Raw genomic sequence first — 1,700 nt, forward strand, 5'->3', positions numbered from 1 at the left:
GATGTAAAAAATTCTGGACATGAGGTCAAAGATTGGCTACTTTCGAGATGTCAAAGATTCTGTACATCACGGAGAAGGTCATGACCCTCGAAGAGAAACGGGCGTGGATCCGGCTGGTGGTGGCCGTCGCCGCGTACGGCGGGTACGTCGTGGTGGTGCTGGGCCGGGCCGCGGGGCGGCCGCTGGCCGAGGCCCCCTATGCCGCGGCGCTGCTGTGGAGCGTGGGGGCGGCCATCGTCGCCGCGATCGTGGCCGAGGTCGTGGTGGGTGCGGTGAACCCGAAGGCGTCCCTGGCCAAGGACGTGCGGGACCGGGAGATCGGGCGGCTGGGTGACCACGTCGGCCAGTCGTTCGTGACGATCGGCGCGGTCGCGGCGATGCTCATGGCGGTGGCCGGGTGGGACCGGTTCTGGATCGCCAACGTCATCTACCTGTGCTTCGCGCTGTCGGCGGTCCTCGGCAACGTCACCAAGGTCATCGTGTACCGCGGGAGCTTCCCCCAATGGTGAAACCGACCCGTGTGACCAACCGCATCCGCGCTCTGCGGTTCGCGCACGACGAGATGACCCAGGCCGAGCTGGCAGAGCGCATCGGCGTGACCCGGCAGACCGTCATCGCCATCGAGCAGGGCCGGTACTCGCCGTCCCTCGAGGTCGCCTTCCAGATCGCCCACGTGTTCAAGGTTCCGCTCGACGAGGTGTTCCAGTACCCCGGCTCACAGGAGGAGACGACATGAAAGCCATCGCCCAGGACGTGTACGGCTCGGCCGACGTGCTCCGGTTACGCGAGGTCGACCGGCCGCCGATCGGAAAGGACCAGGTGCTGGTCCAGGTGCACGCCGCCGGGGTGGACCCGGGCGTGTGGGTCTGCATGACCGGCCGGCCGTACGGCGCGCGGGTCGCGTTCGGGCTGACACGGCCCAGGGTCGCGGTGCGCGGCCGCGCGCTGGCCGGGGTGGTGACGGCGGTCGGCTCGGGCGTGACGCGGTTCCAGCCCGGCGACGAGGTGTACGGCACCACCCCGAGCGGCAGCTACGCCGAATACGCGGCCGCCCCTCACGCGCGGCTCGCACCCAAGCCGGCCAGGCTGTCGTTCGAACAGGCCGCCGCGGTGCCCATCTCCGGGGTGACCGCGCTGGAATCCGTCCGCGACGGCGGCCGGGTCCAGCCGGGGCAGAACGTGATGGTCGTCGGCGCCGCCGGCGGCATCGGGTCCTACGCGGTGCAGATCGCCAAGGCGTCCGGCGCGAGGGTGACCGGCGTGTGCGGCACCGGCAAGGTGAAGCTGGTGCGGTCGCTCGGCGCCGACGAGGTGATCGACTACACCCGCGACGAGGTCGACCGCGACGGCCCGTGTCATGACGTGATCATCGACACCGCGGGATGCCGGCCGCTGTCGCTCCTGCGGCGCGCCCTGACCCCGCGCGGGACGCTGGTCCTGGCCGGCGGCGGCCACGACGCCGGCGGACTGCTCGGCGGCTACACCCGCCAGATGCGCGCACCCTTCGTGTCGATGTTCACCGGCCAGCACCTGCGCGGCCTGGCCTCCAAGGAACGCGCCCAGGAACTGGAGGAGCTGGGGCGGCTGATCGACGCGGGCGCGGTCACCCCGGTCATCGACCGCACGTACCCCCTCGCCGAGGCCCCCGACGCCATCAGATACCTCGCAGAAGGCCACCCCGCCGGCAAGATCGTCATCAC

The 1,700-nt window shown here is 70.6% G+C and carries 3 protein-coding genes; all 3 read left to right on the forward strand.

What is annotated here, in order from left to right; translation table 11 throughout:
• Window positions 1-47 precede the first annotated feature (47 nt).
• Entirely contained in the window at window positions 48-509 is a 462-nt protein-coding gene (locus Pmi06nite_RS41555) for a hypothetical protein (RefSeq protein WP_239114573.1), read from the forward strand.
• Window positions 503-736, forward strand: coding sequence for a helix-turn-helix transcriptional regulator (locus tag Pmi06nite_RS41560; RefSeq protein ID WP_203958763.1), 234 nt, complete (start codon window positions 503-505; stop codon window positions 734-736). The genes Pmi06nite_RS41555 and Pmi06nite_RS41560 overlap by 7 nt, the downstream gene beginning before the upstream one ends.
• Window positions 733-1,700: NAD(P)-dependent alcohol dehydrogenase (locus Pmi06nite_RS41565; protein ID WP_203958764.1), on the forward strand; the 968-nt coding region annotated here is incomplete at its 3' end. The genes Pmi06nite_RS41560 and Pmi06nite_RS41565, both read left to right, overlap by 4 nt.

The sequence above is a fragment of the Planotetraspora mira genome, from assembly GCF_016863275.1.
GTDB lineage: Bacteria > Actinomycetota > Actinomycetes > Streptosporangiales > Streptosporangiaceae > Planotetraspora > Planotetraspora mira.